The sequence below is a fragment of the Glycomyces mayteni genome (assembly GCF_042428885.1).
In the GTDB taxonomy this organism is placed as follows: Bacteria; Actinomycetota; Actinomycetes; order Mycobacteriales; family Micromonosporaceae; genus Glycomyces; species Glycomyces mayteni.
Genome location: NZ_JBHMBP010000005.1, coordinates 35,714 through 52,198, shown reverse-complemented (window position 1 = coordinate 52,198; position 16,485 = coordinate 35,714). Strand labels below are relative to the sequence as shown.

Here is a 16,485-nt window from a genome sequence, read left to right as displayed (position 1 = left end):
TCATGCGGCATCTGGAGTGCTTCCTGGCGGTCGGTGAAGAACGTCACTTCGGGCGGGCCGCCGAGCGCCTCGGCATGGAGCAGCCGCCGCTGAGCCAGCGGATCAGGCGGCTGGAGAAGGAGCTCGGCGCGGAGCTGTTCGACCGCCGCGGCGGGCAGGTGGCGCTGACGGCCGCCGGGGACGTCCTCATGCGCGAGGCCCCGGCGCTGCTGCGCCAGCACCAGCGGATGCGGTCCCTGGTCACGCGCGCGGCCGGGACCGACCCGGCGGACCCGCCGCGGCCGTGGAGCGCGCTCTACTGACCCATCGCCTCGGTCAGGGCGAGGGCGGCGCGGCTCATCGCGAGCTCCACTTCGCGGAAGTTCCGCTCGGTGGGCTGCGCGGCGACGGCGATGGCGTGGCGGCGCCCGTCGGGCCACTCCCACACGGCGACCTCGCCCAGCCACCCGGGCAGCGACCCGGAGCGGCCGAAGACCTGGACCTCGCTGGGGGCCAGGCGCGAGAGGCGACCGCCGGTGAGCTGGCGGCCCGTCCAGGTGCGCAGGTCGGCGGCGATCGGCTCGGGCCCGTTCCACACGTGCCGCATGAACGCGGTGAGGTCGGCGCAGGTGGAGACGTTGGTGCGGGCGGGGTCCCAGGCGCTCGTGGCGCGCAGCTCGGCGGTGGTGACGGCCCCGGCGCTGAGGACGTGCGCGAGGGCCTGGAGGTCGGAGACGTCGAGGTCGCGGGCCACGTCCTCCAGGATCGTGCGCGGCGGGCCGATCAAGCGGGTCCCCTTGAGCCCCAGGCGGGCCGGGAGGCTCCGCAGGCTCGCGGCGCCGATGCGGGCGGTGACGAGGTCGGCCGCGGAGTTGTCGGAGACCTCCATCATGAGCGCGGCGAGGTCCCACGCGCTGATCTGCGAGTCGTACCGGAACCCGGCGGTCCCGGTGCCGCCGAGGCGGTCGGCGGCGGTGGTGCGGACCGGCGCGGCCGGGTCGACCAGGCCCTCCTCGACCTGGCGGCGGAACTCCCACGCGATGAACAGCTTCACCATGGACACCAGGACCACCGGCTCGTCCTCACGCACGCCGATGCCGCGGCCGTCGCGTAGGTCGCGGATGTGCGCCTTGGCGCTCGCCCCGAGCGGCGCGAAGAACCCGTCGATCAGCGCCTGCACCATTCGCCCCCTTCGGTCGAGCGACCACGGTACCCGCCGGGTGCGAAAGGGCCGGGCCGCGGGCCCGGCACGGACCGCTGGTCCGATAAGCGCTCGCGTCCGGTCCTAGAATCGGCCTCATGGACGACGAGGGACCGCTGATGCGCGAGGTGTACCCCGGCCTCGTCGCGGAGCTGGAGCGGCTCCTGGAGGGCCAGGGCGAGCGCAACCTCGCGATCCTCGCCCGCGACCTGCGGATCGTCGCCGAGTGCGGGTGCGGGGAGTCCCACTGCCAGAGCGTCAGGACCGCGCCGCACCCGCCCGGCGAGCCGTACGGGCCCGGGCACCGGAACGTGCTGCTCGACCCCGACGAGGGGATGCTCGCCCTGGACGTGCTCGACGAGCGGATCGTCTACGTCGAGATCCTGTTCCGGGCCCCGATGGCCCGCCGGGACGTCACACGGCCGTAGCGGCCGGGTCCATCGCCCACAGCGCCCCGCCGTCCCCCGCCTCCGGCGCCGCGTTCGCGACCGCCAGCGCGAAGTCCTGCCGCAGGTCCGCGGTCGGGCCCGCGCCTGGCGCGCGGCTGGTGACGGAGACGCCGCGCACGCGGATCGTGTAGACCCCGGGTTCGGGGGCCGCGACGGTGACCTGCTGGACGTTGTTGGTGACGCGGGTGACCGGGCCCGCGTCCCAGTTGCGGACCTCCCCCGAGGGGGTCTCGACCTGGAGGTACAGCTCGTTGACGAGGCCGCCGAGCCCTTCGAGCGAGGGCGCGTCGGTCCACACCAGGGTGGCCTTGAGCGCCGTGCCGGGGTCGGCGGCGGTGACGCGGAAGGACCGGATCTCGCCGGTGGCGACGGCGTGCGCGGGCGCGTCGGCGAAGGCCACTCGGCCGCCGACGGCGCCGCCCAGGTCGACGCGGCCGAACCCGGACACGGGGTTGGGCCCGGCTGGGATCTCGCCGGGGTACTGGCCCGCGATGGGGACGGCGCCGTTGACGAGGAGGGCCTTGAGGAGCGCGCCGGAGGGGCGGCGGCCGTCCTCGACGTGCCCGGCGTCGGCGAGGCGCTGGCGCACGAGCGCGGCGGCCCCGGCGACGAGCGGGGTGGCCATGCTGGTGCCGCCGCTCCAGCAGTACTTGTCGCGCAGCGGGTGGCCTTCGGGGAGGCGGCCCCAGAGGGGTTCGCCGTCGCCGTCGTAGACCGAGGAGAGGATGGAGAGGACGTTGGTGCCGGGGGCGACGACGTCGGGTTTGATGCGGAGGTCGTCGGTGGGGCCGCGGGAGGAGAACGCGGCCATGCCCTCGGTGTTGTCGGAGACGTGCCCGGCCGCGCCGAGCTTGGGGTAGCTGGACCAGTCGCTCCAGTTGCGGTCGAGGCCGGGCGGGGGCTCGGACCCGGAGGGGCGGTCGTTCTCGCTGGCGCCCACGGTGAGGCAGTTCTTGGCGGTGCCGGGCGAGCCCATGGAGTCGCGGTCGACCTGGCCGTCCGAGTCGGTGTCCTCGCCGTCGTTCCCGGCGGCGAAGAGGACGAGCATGTCGGGGTGCTCCCAGGTGAAGGCGTCCACGGAGCGGGCGTTCTGGCTGTACTCCCCGGCGAGGGGCGCGCCCCAGGAGTTGGTGTGGACGCGGGCGCCCGCGGCGTAGGCCTCGGCGAAGAGCTCGGCGATGTCGCCGGGGATGCCGTAGAGGCCGGAGGGCGGCGGGGGCCAGGGGAAGGTGAAGGGCTGGAGTCCGGCGGCGGCGAGTTCGGCGCGGGACTTCCACCGGATGGACTGGTTGATGGCCTGGAAGAAGACGTGCGCTTCGGGGGCGGTCCCGGCGGGGACGGGTCCGGCGCCGGCGAGGCGGGCGGCCTCGCCGTTGCCGAGGACGGAGCCGGTGACGTGGGTGCCGTGGCCGGACTCGATGTCGGCGGGGCCGTCGTCGTGGGAGGGCGGGTCGTTGGTGAAGGGGGCGAGGACCGCGCGGACGGGCCAGGAGGTGATCCCGGCGACGCGGCCGCGCACGTCGGGGTGGAGGGTCTCGGGGTCGCCGTTGTCGAGCCCGGAGTCGGCGACGGCGACGATCTGCCCGGCGCCGGTGAGCCCGATGGCGTCGGCGACGGCGGGGACGCCCATGACGGCGGTGGCGCGGTCGTTGCTGGTCTGGGAGAACGCGTAGGGGACGATCGCCTGCACGCCTTGGAGGTCGGCGAGGTCGGCGATGACGGGGCGGGGCAGGCTGGCGACGACGGAGGAGGGCAGGACGGTGAGGACGGTGCCGCCGGACTCGCGGATGCGGCGCACGAGCGCGTCGGCGTCCTCGCCGGGGAAGAGGGAGACCTCGACCATCTGGAGGGCGTCGTCGGTGAACGCGTCGGGGTCGACGGCGGCGAGGTAGGCGGCGTCGAGGTCGCGGCGGGGCCGGGGGTGGAGCTTCGGGGAGACCTTCATGGCGGGCCGGTAGGGGGTGACCTCCTCGACCCGCGGGAGGTCGCGGAGTCCTTGCACGCGTTCGGGGAGCGCGCCGACGAGGAGGGTGAACCCGGAGAGGCTGCCGTGGATCTCGGCGCCCGCGTCGGCGAGTTCGCCGAGCCACTCGGCGGTGGGCGGGCCGATGAGCTTGACGAGCCAGTAGGCGGTGCGGCCGGGCTCGGGTTCGATCGCGGCGGTCTCCTGCGCGGTGAGCGCGGCGGCGAATGCGAAGGAGGCGCCCGCGGTCTGGACGGGCTGCTCGGGGAGCGGCGCGGTCTCGACGCCGCGGTCGGCGAGGGCGCGGGCCTGGCCCGCGGTGGTCGCCACGAGGAGGGTGTCGGGGTATTCGGCGAGGACTTCGACCCCGGTGTCGCGCACCGCGTCGAGGTCGCCGGGGGTGCGCAGGGTGACGAGGAGCTTCGACATCGGTGCCTTCTTCCGGGAGGGGAGCGCCGGGTGGCCGTCCTCTCAGGCTACGCGGAAGCGGTGACGGCGTGGGTGCGCTGCGTATCCGCCGAACGGCTGAATGCGGTGTTCACGTGCGCGGGGAGGGAGCGCTCGGTGCGCAGCAGGAGGAGCCCGCCCGCGAGGACGGCGGCGGCGAGGACCGTCCACAGCTGCCACGTCCCGGCGTCGAGGAGGAGCCCGAGGACGACGGGCGCGACGGTGCGGCACAGCGACCAGGACAGCTGGTAGACCGAGAGGTAGCGGCCCCTGATGTGGTCGCGGGCGGCCTGCACGGAGAGGCTCTGGGCGGGCGCGGAGTGGATGAGTTCGCCTGCGGTGTAGACGATCGCGACGATGAGGACGGCGACGAGGCCGCCGCCGAGGGCGGGCAGGAGCGCGAAGGCCGCGAAGGAGGCCGCGAAGACGGCGGTGCCGAGCGCGGCGCCGCGGGCGCGGCGGGCCCGGGCCATGGCGCGGGCGACGGGGACGCCGAGGACGGCGACGAGCGCGGTGTTCACGGCGAACACGCCGCCCGCGAGCGCGCCGGGAAGGCCCACGTCGCGGGTGAGGAACACGGGCAGGGCGATGGCCTGCGCGGTGTAGCCGAAGCCGATGAGGAAGTTCGCGGCGGTGAGGGCGAGGTAGGGCCGGTCGGCGAGGACTTCCCGGTAGCCGCCTCGGGTCTCGGGAGCGTTGCGGCGGTGGGCGGTCCGGCGGCGGACGGGAATCGTGGCGACGGTGGCCGCGGCGGCGGCGCAGGCGAGGGCGAGGAGCGCGGCGGCGGCGTAGAAGCCGGTGCTGCCGTCGAGGGCGAGCATCCCGGCGGCGGCGAGGGCGCCGAACCCCATGCCGCCGTTGCGCAGGCTGCGGTCCCAGGCGAGGAGCCGGTCGCGCATCGAGCCTTCGGCCATGTCGCCGATGAGGGACTGCTGGCTGGGCGGGGCGGCCCACATGGCGACGGCCACGACGAGCGCGACGGCGAGGAACGCGGGGTAGGAGTGCGCGAGGGGGTAGAGCGCGAAGCCGATGGCGCGCAGGGCGAGCGCGGCGGTGTAGACGCGCTTGCCGCCGAAGCGGTCGATGAGGGTGCCGACGACGGGCATGGAGGCGAGCGCGCCGAGCCCGGCGAGGGTGAGGCCGGTGCCGATGGCGGTGAGGGTGAGTCCGGTGAGGGCGTGGACGAACAGCATGGTCAGGGGCACGTAGACCCCTTGGCCGAGGGCGTCGGTGAAGCTCGCGGCGATGAAGCGGCGGCGCGCGGTCGAGGAGTTGTCTTCCATGGAAGACATTTTATCTTCCTTGGAAGGTAGAATGCAAGCCATGCCGAACGAGAAGACCGACGCCGTCGCCGACATGGTCGGCCAGTGGCGCCGCCAGCGCCCCGACCTGGACGCCTCCCCGATGCTCGTGGTGGGCCGCCTGTTCCGCCTCGCCGACGGGTTCGACCGGGAGCTGCGCCCGCCCTTCGCGGAGGCCGGGCTCGGCAACGGCGACTTCGACGTCCTCGCGGCCCTGCGCCGCTCCGGCGAGCCGTTCGCGCTCTCGGCGGGCGACCTCTCGCGCACCGTGCTCGTCACGACCGGCGCGATCACCAAGCGCGTCGACCGGCTCGAAGCCAAGGGCCTCGTGGCCCGGTCGGTGGCCGACGAGGACGCGCGCGGACGCCAGATCTCCCTGACGCGCAAGGGGAAGGACCTCACGGACCGCCTCATGGGCGTCCACCTCGCGAACCAGGCGCGGCTCCTGGAACCGCTCACCGCCGCCGAGCGGAAGACCCTCGCGGGCCTCCTCGCGAAGCTCGCCGCGTCCGCCGAGTAGCGGGGGGTTCCCGCCGCACACGGTCGGCGGACGCCGAGCACGCGGGCCCGGGCCCCGACGCGGGCAGAGCGAGCCGGGCGCCGAGCGCGTCGATCCTGATCCCGATACTCTGCGCCACAGGGATTCCCGCCTCGCGGGCGAGCGAGCCCGGCGGCCGAGCTCGCCGACACCGGTCCCGGCGCTCGCGCCGCGCGAGACGCCGTGCCGTCAGGCGCGCAGCAGCCGCTCGGCCAGCGCCCGCAGCTCCTCGCGCAGCGCCGCCGGTTCCTCGACGGTGAACGGCAGGTCGAGCGAGGCCGCGAACAGCGCGAGGTCCCGCAGCGAGTCGGCGCCGGTCTCCCACAGGCACTCCCCCGCCCCGGCGGGCTCGATCAGCCCGCTGCCGGGCGGCAGGCGGTCCGCCGCGGCCTCGGCGGGCACGTGGAGGCGGATGCGGGCCGGGTGGCGCCAGGCGGTCCGCCCGAGCCCCCGGAGCACGTGCGCCACGGCGTCCTCCGGCGGCTCCCTGGGCGCGAACCGGGGGCCGTTCGGCGTCCGCGGCCGGATGCGGTCGGCGCGGAACGTGCGCCAGTCGGACCGGTCGACGTCCCAGGCGAGCAGGTACCAGCGCCGCCCGGTGTAGACGAGCCGGTGCGGCTCGGCCCGGCGGCGCGTCTCCTCGCCCGACCGGTCGAGGTAGTCGAACCGCAGCTGCTCGCGCCGGTGCGCGGCCTCGGCGACCGCGGTCAGCACCGCCGCGTCCACGGCCGGGCCCGCCGCCGCCGCGGACACCGTGGCCGACCGCAGCACGTCGATGCGCCGCCGCAGCCGCGAGGGCATCGTCTGCTCCAGCTTGGCGAGGGCCCGCAGCGAGGTCTCCTCGATCCCCGCGACCGAGCCCGACGCGGCCGCGCGCAGCCCCACCGCGACGGCCACGGCCTCCTCGTCGTCCAGCAGCAGCGGCGGCATCGCGCTCCCCGCTTCGAGCCGGTACCCGCCCGCGCTCCCGGTCGTGGCGTCGACCCGGTAGCCGAGCCGGCGCAGCCTGTCGACGTCGGCGCGCACGGTCCGGGTGCTCACGCCGAGCCGCTCGGCGAGTTCGGGCCCGGTCCGGTCGCGGCGGGCCTGGAGGAGGGCGAGGAGGCGCAGCAGGCGCGCGGAGGTCTCCAGCATCCCCGCATTCTTCCACGCATTGCGGAAGCGAATCTTCCGCAATGGCCCCTAACGTGGGGTGCAACGACAACGAAGGAGCCGACATGCTGCGGGGATTCGCCACCATCACCTATTTCGCCGACGACCTCGACGCCGCGAAGGCGTGGTACGCCGAGCTGCTGGGCGTCGAGCCGTACTTCGAGGTCCCGGGCGGGTACGCCGAGTTCCGCATCGGCGACCACAGCCAGGAGCTGGGGATCGTCGCGGGCGCCTGGGCGCCCCACGAGCCGCGCCCCGGCGGCTCGATCGCGTACTGGCACGTGGACGACCTGGACGCCGCCGTCGCGCGGCTCACGGCCTTGGGCGCGAAGGAGTACGAGCCGCGGAAGGTCCGCGGGGAGGGCTTCGAGACGGCGTCCTTCGCGGACCCGTTCGGGAACGTCCTCGGCGTCATGTTCAACCGGCACTACCTCGACGTGCTCGCCGGGACCGCGAAGTGACGCCCCTGGAGTTCGCCGACCGCGCCTCCTGGGAGGCGTGGCTCGAAGCGCACCACGCGACCGGGACGGAGGCGTGGCTGCGGATCGGCAAGCGCCGCACCGCGCTCGCGCTCGTCCGCATCGAGGAGGCCCTCGACGCGGCCCTGTGCTTCGGGTGGATCGACGGGCAGCGCAAGGCCCTCGACGGCGACTCGTTCCTCCAGCGGTACTCCCCGCGCCGCCCCGCCAGCGCGTGGTCGCAGGTCAACCGCGCCAAGATCGAGGTCCTCACGGCCGCGGGGCGGATGCGCCCGGCGGGCCTGGCGCGTGTCGCCGAGGCGAAGGCCGACGGCCGGTGGGCGGCGGCCTACGAGCCGCAGTCCACGGCCGAGGTCCCGCCCGAGCTGACCGCGGCGCTCGACGAGCGGGCCGCGGCCGCGCTCGGCGCGCTCCCCCGCAGCGAGCGGTACGCGCTCATGCTGCCGCTGCTCCAGGCCCGCACGCAGGCCGCGCGGGAGCGCGTCGCGGCGCGCATCGCGGCGTCGTTGAGAGCGGGGTCGTTGGGGGCGGCGTCGTTGGGGGCGGAGTCCCCGGGGGCGGGTCGGAACCCGAAGGGCTGAACGGGAATGATGGCCGGGTCCGCTAAGGAGGCGCTCATGGACCGCACGGGCCCGGCCGTACCCCAGACCACGATCTTCACTGTCATGTCCGCGCTGGCGCAGCAGTACGGCGCCGTGAACCTCGGGCAGGGCTTCCCCGACGAGTCGGGCCCCGCCCGCGTGATCGAGGCGGCGGTCGCCGCGATGCGGGAGGGCCGCAACCAGTACCCGCCGCTCGCGGGGATTCCGGAGCTGCGGGAGGCGGTCGCGGCGCACCAGCGGCACTGGTACGGGCTGGACCCGGACGTGGACGAGGGGGTCGTGGTGACCGCGGGGGCCACGGAGGCGATCGCGGCGGCGATGCTCGCGCTCGTGCGGCCCGGCGACGAGGTCGTGGCGATGGAGCCGTTCTACGACTCCTACAAGGCGTCGGTGGAGCTGGCGGGCGGCACCATCGTGCCGTGGCGCCTGGAGGCCCCCGACTTCCGGCCGGACCTGGTGCGGCTCGGGGAGGTCGTGACGGACCGGACGCGGGTGCTGCTGCTGAACTCGCCGCACAACCCGACCGGGACGGTCCTCGACCGGGCCGAGCTGGAGGCGGTCGCGCGCGTCGCCGCGGATCGGGACCTGCTCGTGGTCACCGACGAGGTGTACGAGCACCTGGTGTTCGACGGTCTCGCGCACGTGCCGTTCGCGTCGCTGCCGGGCATGTGGGAGCGGACGGTGAGCATCGGGTCGGCCGGGAAGACGTTCTCGGTGACGGGCTGGAAGATCGGGTGGGCCACCGGCCCCGCGGACCTCGTCGCGCGCCTCAAGGGCGTCAAGCAGTACCTGACGTTCGCCTCGGGCACGCCGTTCCAGTACGGGATCGCGGCGGCGCTCGCGTCGGGCCCGGAGTTCTACGAGGCGTACGTCGCGGACTACGCGGAGCGCCGGGACCTCCTCGCGGCGGGCCTGGCGGACCTCGGGTTCGCGGTGCACCGCCCGCAGGGCACGTACTTCGTGACGACGAGCGCCGCGCCGCTCGGGTACGCGGACGGCATGGCGTTCTGCCTGGAGCTGCCCGAGCGGTGCGGGGTCGTGGCGGTCCCGACCCAGGTGTTCTACGCGGACCCCGGGCCGCGCCCGGAGGTCCGCTTCACCTTCTGCAAGCCCCGGGCCGTCCTGGAGGAGGGCCTGGAGCGGCTGCGGAAGGGCCTGGCTACAGGATCGTCGACAGGATCACGAAGAAGATGACGAACAGGATGACGACGGCCGCGCCGGTCACGAGGACGGCCGGCTCCTGCGTCAGCGGGCGCTTCGCGGGCTGCTGCTGGTAGACCGGCTGCGGCTGCGGCGCGGGCTGGTAGTTCGTCTGCGGCGGCAGCATCTGCTGCGGGGCCTGGACCTGCGGCGGCTGCATCGACGGCGCCTGCATGGGCGGGCGCGGGGCCGACATGTGCCCGGCGGGCGAGACGGGCCCGCCGGAGGTCGGGCGGATCGGCTGCTGCTCGGTCGGGGCCGGGCCTGACGCGGCGCGCACGGCGCCTTCGACCACGACGGTCTCGGGCTGCTCGAACGTCTGCGGCGGCACGCCCAGCTTCGAGTGGATGAGCTGGGAGATCATCGGGATGCGCGAGGAGCCGCCGACGAGGAAGATCCCGACGAGGTCGGCGGGGTTCATCCGCGCGGAGCTGATGGCCCGCTGGAGGCAGTCCACGGTCCGCTCCAGCGGCGGGCGGGCGATGTCCTCGAACTCGGCGCGCGTCAGGTGCGCGTCCACTTCGAGGGCGGGCAGGTGGATGTCGGCGCTCGCGGTCCGCGAGAGCGTCTCCTTGGCGCCGCGCACGTCCTCGTAGAGCATCCGGCGGTAGCGGCGGTCGCGGTCGTCGGCGGGGGTGAGGAGGCGGTTCCAGTCGCTCTGGTGGGAGGCGCCGTAGGTCTTGCCGAGGTGCTCGACGATGCCGTGGTCGAAGTCGAGGCCGCCGACGTCGCCGACGCCCTCTTCGGCGAGGACCTCGAAGCCGGTCTGGGTGCGGCGCACCACCGTGGCGTCGAACGTGCCGCCGCCGAGGTCGTAGATCGCGAGCGAGCGCCCGGGCGGGACGGCGGTGCCGAGCACCGACGTGAAGTAGGAGGCCGCGGCGACCGGCTCGGGGATGAGCTGGGGCGCGGGGAGTCCGGCGAGCCGCGCGGCGTCCATGAGGATCGAGCGGCGGCGCTCGCCCCAGCGGGCGGGGTGGGTGAGCCGGACCTGGCCGGGCATCTGTCCGGCCTGGCGCTGGGCCTCCAGGGCCACCTGCTGGAGCACGTACGCGAAGACCTGCGGCACCGGGATCTCGGAGGTGCCCAGGAACAGCGAGCCGTCGTCGATGCGGCGCTTCGGGTTGGGCTCGAACCGCGCGGGGTCCATGCGGGCGTTGCGCTCGGCGTCGCGTCCGACGAGCATCCTGCCGTCGGAGTTGTAGTAGACCGACGAGGGCAGGATCGGGGCACCGTCGAACAGCAGTGGGCGTACGCGTCCGTCGGCCGAGCGGAGCACGGCGACGGTGTTCGAGGTTCCGAAGTCGATTCCAAGCACGTGCATGTGAGAACTCCTTGTCTGGTGCACACCTTACTGTGCGCGTCCACGACGGATGCGACCCGTTCGGCGTTCACCAGTCGCTCACGCACCGTTCGCACCGCATTCTCCCCGGGTGCGAGCGGCATCTCACGTGCTCGCCCGCGCGGATCGGGGCCCGTGTTGTGTCACACTTCAAGGGGACGTCCGTGGCGGCCGCGTCGACGCCGGGCCACACTTGGGGGTCCGCGCCGGAACGGCTGCGTCTCCGGACGGCGGTGCCGGGAAGGATCCGGCCAGGTCCCGGCGTTGTACGAAGCGATGGCCCCCCGATTCGGCGTGATCCGAGGGGGCGCGCACAGCAGCGGGGGCCGACCGGCCCGGCTGCGAGGGTCAGGGCAAGTGCTCAAAGGAAGTGCAGGGGAACATGGGCGACAGAATGCTGAGAGGCTCCCGTCTCGGCGCCGTCAGCTACGAATCGGACCGCAACACGGAGCTGGCCCCCCGCCAGACCCGCGATTACGTCTGCCCGCAGGGCCACCGCTTCGAGGTGCCCTTCGCGGTCGAGGCGGAGATCCCGCTCACGTGGGAGTGCCGGCTCGACGGGACCACGGCCAAGCTCGTGGACGGCGAGGAGCCGGAGACGAAGAAGGTCAAGCCGCCGCGCACCCACTGGGACATGCTGCTGGAGCGCCGTTCGATGGAGGAGCTCGAAGAGATCCTCGACGAGCGCCTCCAGGAGATGCGCGCGCGCCGAGGCGAGCGCTAGCTGAGCGAGACTCACGGACCCTGGTCGATCGACCGGGGTCCGTTGTCGTACCTGCGGGGCTCGTCGTCGGGGAAGGGCGTGTCGGTGTAGTCGCGCTCGTCGATCACTTCCCCGTCGATGACGTCGCCGCCGCCGAAGCGCATCACGGGCGTGCGGGCCGCGATCCAGCGCCCCAGGCCCCGGAACAGGAACCGGGTCGGCGGGAGCAGCAGCAGGAGCCCGATCAGGTCGGTCACGAACCCGGGGATGATCAGGCAGAACGCGCCCGCGAGCGCGTACCCGTTGGGGAGCTCGCGGGACGGGTCGCCGCCGGAGTTGAGGTAGTCGCGAGCGGCCCGGAAGGACTTCGCGCCGACGTACTGGACGAGCGCGATCCCCAGGAAGCTCGTGCCGATGAAGATCAGCAGCGTGTACCCGAAGCCGATGAGGTACGCGAGCCCGAAGAAGGCGGCGGCCTCGGCGACGATCCACACCGCCAGCGCGAGCCGGACGGCGAACGGGGCCCGTTTGGGTGCCTGCGGCGGCTGCTGGTGCGTCACTCCTCGATTCTGCCACGCGAGAAGACGCGCCGCAGTTGCCGTGCGCGGTGGGCGAACCCCCACACGGTGACGTTCCACAGGGCCTCGATCGTGATGGCGCCGTTCATCTTCGAGGCCCCGGCGCGGCGCTCGGTGAACACGATCGGGATTTCGCTGATGGTGAAACCGGCTTTGACGGCCCGCCAGGTGAGGTCGATCTGGAAGCAGTACCCCACGGAGTTGACGGTGTCGAGTTCGAGCTTCTGGAGCGCGTCGAGGCGGTAGGCGCGGTACCCGGCGGTGACGTCCCGGACGCGCAGCCCGAGCATCGCGCGCGTGTAGATCCCGGCGCAGCGCGACAGCGCGAGCCGGTGGAGCGCCCAGTTCTCGACGGAGCCGCCGGGGATGTACCGGGAGCCGATCGCGAGTTCGGCGCCCGCGCCGATGGCGTCGAGGAGGCGCGGGAGGTCGGCGGGGTCGTGGGAGCCGTCGGCGTCCATCTCGACGACGACGCGGTAGCCGCGCTCGGCGGCCCACGCGAACGCGGCGAGGTAGGCGGCGCCGAGGCCCTGCTTCTCGGCCCGGTGGAGGACGTGGACGCGGTCCTCGCGCGCGCTGATAGCGTCGGCGAGGTCGCCGGTCCCGTCGGGCGATGAGTCGTCCACGACGAGCACGTCGATGCCGGGGCAGCCGTCGAGGGCGGCCCGGACGGCGGTCTCGATGTTGTCGCGCTCGTTGTACGTGGGGATCGCGACGACGGCCGGACCGGCATCGCTGCCGGGGATGTTCCGGTCCGGGTTCTGGGACATGGCGTCGGCTTTCTAGGTCTGGCTGCGGCGGTGCCGGACGTTCATGGCGATTGCGCAGGCCAGTGCCACCAGTGCCGCTCCGGTGAGGACCGCTTCAGGCAGGATACCCACTGCGGTGGCGGGCGTCGAGGCGTCCGAGAGCGTTAGGTCCGATTGGATGACGGCGGCGGTGTTGAACTCGGTCGCCTGCGCGACCGCTCCGGTGTGGTCGGTGAACGCGGAGACGCCCACGGTGGAGGCCATGAGGCCGTCGCGGCCGTGCTCGACGGACCGGATCTGGACCATCGCGAGCTGCTGCTGCGCCTCCTTGGTGTCGAAGGTCGCGTTGTTGGTCTGCACGACCATGAGCTGCGCTCCATTGAGGACGGAGTCGCGGGTCTCGGCGTCGAAGGCGATCTCGAAGCAGATGAGCCCGGTGATGTCGGTGCCCGCCACGGGGATCACGCCGTCGCTCTCGCCCGCCTCGAATCCGGCGACGCTGTCGAGGCCCTCGGACATGCGCGGGTCGATCCACCCGGCGACGGTGGAGAAGAAGTCCTTGTAGGGCACGTACTCGGCGAAGGGCACCGGGTGGCGCTTGGAGTACATGTGGACGGGCCCGTCCTCGGGGTCCCACACGATGCTCATGTTGGAGACGGTGCCGTCGTCGTTGTGGACGATGCCGCCGAGGACGATCGGCGCGCCGATGGCGGCCGCGGCGAAGCTGATCTCGTCGTACGCGTCCTGGTTCTCGATCGGGTCGATGTCGGAGGCGTTCTCGGGCCACACGACGAGGTCGGGGCGTTCGGCGCGGCCCTCGTTGACGGCGTCGGCGAGGTCGAGCGTGGCCTGCACGTGGTTGTCGAGGACGGCGCGGCGCTGCTCGTTGAAGCCCAGGCCCAGGCGCGGGACGTTGCCCTGGACGACGGCGACGTTGACGGTGTCCCCCGCGGGCGCGGTGGACCCGATCGGGAGCGCGAGCGGCGCGATCGTGGCGACCGCGGCCGCGGCGGTGAAGGCGGCGGCCTTGCGGAGCCCGCCGAGGCGGCGCGTCACGAGCGCGTAACCGGCGGCGAGGAGGAACCCGCCGGTGAGGGCCACGACGAAGCTGAGGAGCGGCGCGCCGCCGAGCCACGCGACGGCGGAGGTGGGCGCGTCGGCCTGGCTGAAGGCGAGGCGGGCCCACGGGAACCCGCCGAAGGGCTGGCGGTCGCGCAGGGCCTCCTGCGCGACCCAGGCGACGCCGGTGAGCGGGGCCCAGGTCCAGCGGTGGCGGTCGATCAGGCGCGAGCAGACGGCGAGAGCGGCCCCGAGGATGCCGGTGCCGAGCGCTTCGAGCGCGGAGAGGAACAGCCAGGGCCACTGGCCGACCTGCGTCGAGGACCAGGCCAGGAGCGGCATGAAGAACGCCATGCCGTACACGAAGCCGATGCCGAGGCCGCCGCGCAGGCGCCTGCGGTGGACGGCCGCGCCGAACCCGGCGACGGACACGGCCGCGAGCGGCCACGCGCCGTAGGGCGGGAACGCGAGGACGGCGAGGAGGCCGGAGGCGACGGCGAGGATGAGCGCGGCGGGGAGGCTCAGGCGGCGCCCGAGCGGCGAGTCGACCAGGAGGAGGCCGCGGCGGGCCTTGACTGGCTGCGGCGCGGGGGCGTCCTCGGAGGGAGGGGCGTCGCGGTCGTCGTCGATCACGGTGCTCAAGAAGGGCGCTCCTCGCTCGTGCGCTGGCCTGGGATGCGACCGGCGCGAGAAGAATTCGCGGCCCGGTGGGGCTCTAGCGTACTGCGGACACGGCAAAGGGGCGTAGCTGTGTCCGGCTACGCCCCTCGCACGGGTTTCTCCCAGTCCCTGTACGGCCGGTGTCCCCTGCCGCGTTCACTGGTGATCTTCGGACCAACTCGCACCCGTCTGGATGAGCGACTACGAGCTGTTGTCTAGGGATCACCTGCATCCGCTGCGGGTCCACCACCGGCGACCGGCCCGCCTTCCTCCGCCGACCCCCGCGATCTGGACCTGGCCGCCGGTGACAGTGCGGCCGCGCTGTCACCTTGTCCAGTCTGCGTGGGAGCAAAGCAAGTCGAGTCGCCCCCGACGTTCGGCGGGCCACCGTTTCAGGTCTTCCGCCGAGGACCAGACCACCGTAAGCCAAACAGCGCCGAGGGCGTCGACCGGGTCGGAATTTTGGTCCAGCAATTTTTCTCGCGTCAGCGCCGCCGCGGGCGCAGGGCCAGGTCAGGCACGCGTGTACACGACCGATCCTCGGGCGACCGTGAGGTTGCACTTCGGGTCGGGGGCGCCGGGATCACTCAAGTCGGGGAGGCCCGCCCCGGTGAGGTCCCACACTGTGAAATTCGCTCGGGTGTTCGGGACGAGCGACCCGGAGTCGTCGATCCCCAGGGCCCTCCAGCCGCCCCTGGTGGCCGCCGCGAACGCCGCGGCCATCGGGAGCCGCGACACCGGGTTCCAGTGCCGCACGGCGGCCCTCACGCCGCCCCACGGGTCCAGTGCGGTCACCGGCGAGTCCGACCCGAACGCCAGCGGCACGCCGACCCCGGCGAGCCGCGACAGCGGGTTCGCCGCCAGCGCCCGGTCGCGCCCGATCCGGGCCGCGTACATGCCGCCGGGGCCGCCCCAGGCGGCGTCGAACGCGGGCTGCACGGAGGCGTGGACGCCGTGGTGGACCATCCGGGCGATGAGCTGGGCGTCGAGGAGCTCGGCGTGCTCGATGCGGTGGCGGGCGTGCCGGATCGCGTCGAGCCCGAGTTCGCGCTCGACGGCGTCGAGGCCGTCGAGGACGTTGGCGACCGCGCCGTCCCCGATCGCGTGGAACGCCGCGGAGAGCCCGACGCGGTGGGCGTCGCGCAGGTGGGCGGCGACGTCGGCGGCGGTGAGGTACTCCGCCCCGAGCGTGTCCTCGTCGGCGTAGGGGGTGCGCAGGAACGCGGTCCGCGCCCCGAGCGAGCCGTCGGCGGACAGGTCGCCGCCGGAGCCGTGGGCGCCGAGGTCGCGGGCCTTCTCGGAGGCCCGCAGCTCGCCCCACCAGCCGTAGACGGCGGGGTTGCCGGGCTCGCGGCCCAGGTCCACGAGGCCGGAGAACTCGGCCTCGGTGAGCGGGTCGGCGTCGTTGGGGATGGCCATCTCGGCGACGGCGGCGATGCCGAGGCCGGCGGCGTGGGAGAGCCCCGCCTGGGCGACGGCGAGGCGCTGGGCGAGCGGGACGGCGGCGTTGAGCGTGGCGCGGGCGGCGCGGTGGGCGGCGCGGGTGAGGAGCCCGGAGGGGTCGTAGCCGTCGAGGGCGGCGAGCTCGGGGTGCTCGGCGAGCAGCCGGGGCGCGGCGACGCCGGTGTGCCCGCAGGTGCGCGACAGGTACGCGAGGCGGCCTCCCGCGGCGTTGCCGAGGGCCTCGGAGGTGAGCGGCGCGGGGTCGTCCCAGGCGGTCTCGTCCCAGCCGTGGGCGAGGACGATCCCGTCCGCGGGGAGGCTCGCGGCGAAGCTGTCGACGCGTTCGAGGACGACGGCGGCCGAGGGCAGCCCGGCGAGGTGGAGGCCGATGAGGGAGGCCCCGGTGCCGGTGAGGTGGACGTGCGAGTCCACGAACGCCGGGGCCGCCAGGCCCCCTTCGAGATCGACCGTCTGGTCGGCGGCGGGCGCATCCGTCTCGTCGCCGATCCAGGCGATCCTGTCGCCGTCGGTGAGCAGTGCGGTCGCGGCCGGGTGGGTCGGGCTCAGGACCCGCCCGCCGCGCCACAGTGTGCGTGCCGAGGTTCGCTCGGTGCTGTCGAGGAGGCTCATGCCTCCAATG

Annotated in this window: 16 protein-coding genes; 7 read left to right on the top strand and 9 right to left on the bottom strand. The window is 74.0% G+C overall.

Translation table 11 applies throughout. The features are described 5' to 3' along the window. Positions 1-2 precede the first annotated feature (2 nt). Positions 3-302 (top strand): LysR family transcriptional regulator, encoded by a 300-nt coding sequence (locus ACFFXY_RS21885; RefSeq protein ID WP_382356702.1) that lies wholly within the window; start codon positions 3-5, stop codon positions 300-302. On the opposite strand, the gene ACFFXY_RS21880 is transcribed toward ACFFXY_RS21885, so the two are convergent. Then, on the bottom strand, positions 296-1,162 hold the full coding sequence (locus tag ACFFXY_RS21880) for a serine hydrolase (protein ID WP_382355703.1): 867 nt from the start codon (positions 1,160-1,162) through the stop codon (positions 296-298). The two genes, ACFFXY_RS21885 and ACFFXY_RS21880, sit on opposite strands and share 7 nt — an antisense overlap. 116 nt (positions 1,163-1,278) lie before the next feature. Here ACFFXY_RS21880 and ACFFXY_RS21875 point away from each other — a divergent pair, with 116 nt between their 5' ends. Further along, positions 1,279-1,608 (top strand): hypothetical protein, encoded by a 330-nt coding sequence (locus ACFFXY_RS21875; protein ID WP_382355700.1) that lies wholly within the window; start codon positions 1,279-1,281, stop codon positions 1,606-1,608. Here ACFFXY_RS21875 and ACFFXY_RS21870 read toward each other — a convergent pair. Together ACFFXY_RS21870 and ACFFXY_RS21865 are read right to left on the bottom strand one after the other, a co-directional pair. Next, positions 1,595-4,021 (bottom strand): S8 family serine peptidase, encoded by a 2,427-nt coding sequence (locus tag ACFFXY_RS21870; protein ID WP_382355697.1) that lies wholly within the window; start codon positions 4,019-4,021, stop codon positions 1,595-1,597. The two genes, ACFFXY_RS21875 and ACFFXY_RS21870, sit on opposite strands and share 14 nt — an antisense overlap. 47 nt (positions 4,022-4,068) lie before the next feature. Beyond that, the gene (locus ACFFXY_RS21865; RefSeq protein ID WP_382355694.1) at positions 4,069-5,331 is read right to left on the bottom strand and encodes an MFS transporter; all 1,263 of its coding nucleotides are present in this window, start codon (positions 5,329-5,331) and stop codon (positions 4,069-4,071) included. 31 nt (positions 5,332-5,362) lie between these two features. Between ACFFXY_RS21865 and ACFFXY_RS21860 the strand changes: the two genes are divergently transcribed. Then, positions 5,363-5,860, top strand: a complete 498-nt coding sequence (locus ACFFXY_RS21860) for a MarR family winged helix-turn-helix transcriptional regulator (RefSeq protein WP_382355692.1) — start codon at positions 5,363-5,365, stop codon at positions 5,858-5,860. A gap of 207 nt (positions 5,861-6,067) precedes the next feature. Here ACFFXY_RS21860 and ACFFXY_RS21855 read toward each other — a convergent pair whose 3' ends face one another. After that, positions 6,068-7,012: a helix-turn-helix transcriptional regulator gene (locus tag ACFFXY_RS21855; protein ID WP_382355689.1), complete on the bottom strand. Its 945-nt coding sequence runs from the start codon at positions 7,010-7,012 to the stop codon at positions 6,068-6,070. Positions 7,013-7,095: 83 nt separating this feature from the next. On the opposite strand from ACFFXY_RS21855, the gene ACFFXY_RS21850 reads away from it, so the two are divergent. Genes ACFFXY_RS21850 through ACFFXY_RS21840 form a run of 3 tightly spaced genes read left to right on the top strand, consistent with a single transcriptional unit; the run spans position 7,096 to position 9,305 of the window. After that, on the top strand, positions 7,096-7,491 hold the full coding sequence (locus tag ACFFXY_RS21850; RefSeq protein WP_382355686.1) for a VOC family protein: 396 nt from the start codon (positions 7,096-7,098) through the stop codon (positions 7,489-7,491). Continuing rightward, on the top strand, positions 7,488-8,090 hold the full coding sequence (locus ACFFXY_RS21845) for a YdeI/OmpD-associated family protein (protein WP_382355683.1): 603 nt from the start codon (positions 7,488-7,490) through the stop codon (positions 8,088-8,090). Before ACFFXY_RS21850 ends, ACFFXY_RS21845 begins: the two co-directional genes overlap by 4 nt. A 36-nt stretch (positions 8,091-8,126) precedes the next feature. Then, on the top strand, positions 8,127-9,305 hold the full coding sequence (locus tag ACFFXY_RS21840) for an aminotransferase class I/II-fold pyridoxal phosphate-dependent enzyme (protein ID WP_382355680.1): 1,179 nt from the start codon (positions 8,127-8,129) through the stop codon (positions 9,303-9,305). Here the strand turns inward: ACFFXY_RS21840 and ACFFXY_RS21835 are convergent. Continuing rightward, positions 9,271-10,635 carry an Hsp70 family protein gene (locus ACFFXY_RS21835; RefSeq protein ID WP_382355677.1) on the bottom strand — a complete coding sequence of 455 codons (1,365 nt, stop codon included), beginning with the start codon at positions 10,633-10,635 and terminating at the stop codon, positions 9,271-9,273. The two genes, ACFFXY_RS21840 and ACFFXY_RS21835, sit on opposite strands and share 35 nt — an antisense overlap. Positions 10,636-11,035: 400 nt before the next feature. Between ACFFXY_RS21835 and ACFFXY_RS21830 the strand changes: the two genes are divergently transcribed. Then, the gene (locus ACFFXY_RS21830; protein ID WP_091028371.1) at positions 11,036-11,377 is read left to right on the top strand and encodes an RNA polymerase-binding protein RbpA; all 342 of its coding nucleotides are present in this window, start codon (positions 11,036-11,038) and stop codon (positions 11,375-11,377) included. 11 nt (positions 11,378-11,388) lie between these two features. On the opposite strand, the gene ACFFXY_RS21825 is transcribed toward ACFFXY_RS21830, so the two are convergent. The 4 genes from ACFFXY_RS21825 to ACFFXY_RS21810 form a co-directional block, all read right to left on the bottom strand. Then, the gene (locus tag ACFFXY_RS21825; RefSeq protein WP_382355674.1) at positions 11,389-11,916 is read right to left on the bottom strand and encodes an FxsA family protein; all 528 of its coding nucleotides are present in this window, start codon (positions 11,914-11,916) and stop codon (positions 11,389-11,391) included. After that, complete coding sequence (locus tag ACFFXY_RS21820; RefSeq protein ID WP_382355671.1) at positions 11,913-12,704, bottom strand: polyprenol monophosphomannose synthase; 792 nt, start codon at positions 12,702-12,704, stop codon at positions 11,913-11,915. Before ACFFXY_RS21820 ends, ACFFXY_RS21825 begins: the two co-directional genes overlap by 4 nt. A gap of 12 nt (positions 12,705-12,716) precedes the next feature. Next, on the bottom strand, positions 12,717-14,375 hold the full coding sequence (gene lnt / locus ACFFXY_RS21815) for an apolipoprotein N-acyltransferase (protein WP_382356700.1): 1,659 nt from the start codon (positions 14,373-14,375) through the stop codon (positions 12,717-12,719). 540 nt (positions 14,376-14,915) lie between these two features. Next, positions 14,916-16,475 (bottom strand): amidohydrolase, encoded by a 1,560-nt coding sequence (locus tag ACFFXY_RS21810; RefSeq protein ID WP_382355668.1) that lies wholly within the window; start codon positions 16,473-16,475, stop codon positions 14,916-14,918. Positions 16,476-16,485 lie beyond the last annotated feature (10 nt).

Excerpts from the sequence above, each read along its gene's own strand:
- ACFFXY_RS21885 (WP_382356702.1), top strand. The coding sequence starts at position 3 with ATGCGGCATCTGGAGTGCTTCCTGGCGGTCGGTGAAGAACGTCACTTC.
- ACFFXY_RS21880 (WP_382355703.1), bottom strand. The coding sequence starts at position 1,162 with ATGGTGCAGGCGCTGATCGACGGGTTCTTCGCGCCGCTCGGGGCGAGC.
- ACFFXY_RS21875 (WP_382355700.1), top strand. The coding sequence starts at position 1,279 with ATGGACGACGAGGGACCGCTGATGCGCGAGGTGTACCCCGGCCTCGTC.
- ACFFXY_RS21870 (WP_382355697.1), bottom strand. The coding sequence starts at position 4,021 with ATGTCGAAGCTCCTCGTCACCCTGCGCACCCCCGGCGACCTCGACGCG.
- ACFFXY_RS21865 (WP_382355694.1), bottom strand. The coding sequence starts at position 5,331 with ATGTCTTCCATGGAAGACAACTCCTCGACCGCGCGCCGCCGCTTCATC.
- ACFFXY_RS21860 (WP_382355692.1), top strand. The coding sequence starts at position 5,363 with ATGCCGAACGAGAAGACCGACGCCGTCGCCGACATGGTCGGCCAGTGG.
- ACFFXY_RS21855 (WP_382355689.1), bottom strand. The coding sequence starts at position 7,012 with ATGCTGGAGACCTCCGCGCGCCTGCTGCGCCTCCTCGCCCTCCTCCAG.
- ACFFXY_RS21850 (WP_382355686.1), top strand. The coding sequence starts at position 7,096 with ATGCTGCGGGGATTCGCCACCATCACCTATTTCGCCGACGACCTCGAC.
- ACFFXY_RS21840 (WP_382355680.1), top strand. The coding sequence starts at position 8,127 with ATGGACCGCACGGGCCCGGCCGTACCCCAGACCACGATCTTCACTGTC.
- ACFFXY_RS21835 (WP_382355677.1), bottom strand. The coding sequence starts at position 10,635 with ATGCACGTGCTTGGAATCGACTTCGGAACCTCGAACACCGTCGCCGTG.
- ACFFXY_RS21830 (WP_091028371.1), top strand. The coding sequence starts at position 11,036 with ATGGGCGACAGAATGCTGAGAGGCTCCCGTCTCGGCGCCGTCAGCTAC.
- ACFFXY_RS21820 (WP_382355671.1), bottom strand. The coding sequence starts at position 12,704 with ATGTCCCAGAACCCGGACCGGAACATCCCCGGCAGCGATGCCGGTCCG.
- ACFFXY_RS21810 (WP_382355668.1), bottom strand. The coding sequence starts at position 16,475 with ATGAGCCTCCTCGACAGCACCGAGCGAACCTCGGCACGCACACTGTGG.